This is a genomic window from Pseudomonas sp. SIMBA_041, from assembly GCF_046535095.1.
Lineage (GTDB): Bacteria > Pseudomonadota > Gammaproteobacteria > Pseudomonadales > Pseudomonadaceae > Aquipseudomonas > Aquipseudomonas mucoides.
Map to the genome: position 1 here is coordinate 1 of NZ_JAWRXJ010001051.1, position 229 is coordinate 229.

General features: G+C 61.6%; 1 protein-coding gene. It reads right to left on the reverse strand.

What is annotated here, in order from left to right:
• Nucleotides 1–229, reverse strand: a 229-nt coding sequence (locus tag SB725_RS34320) for a hypothetical protein (RefSeq protein ID WP_410923846.1), incomplete at both ends; no start/stop codon positions are given.

Below are 229 nucleotides of genomic sequence, written 5' to 3' on the forward strand. Positions count from 1 at the left end.
TGACTGTAACCGGCTGCCCATGCTCGGGAGAAATCGCGAACGCGCTGCGCTCGTGGATGACGTAGTTGTTGCGGCCAGTCTCTTGAGCAAGGAAGCGTGCATTCTGAGCGACAATCGGGCCGGCGTAACGCTTGTCTTGCGTTATGGCGTGCGCCATACGAGCCTTGCCGTTGTGCGCCCGCACGAGCTGCTCGATGTCGTTGTCGCTCGCGCTTACGGTGGGTGCAGG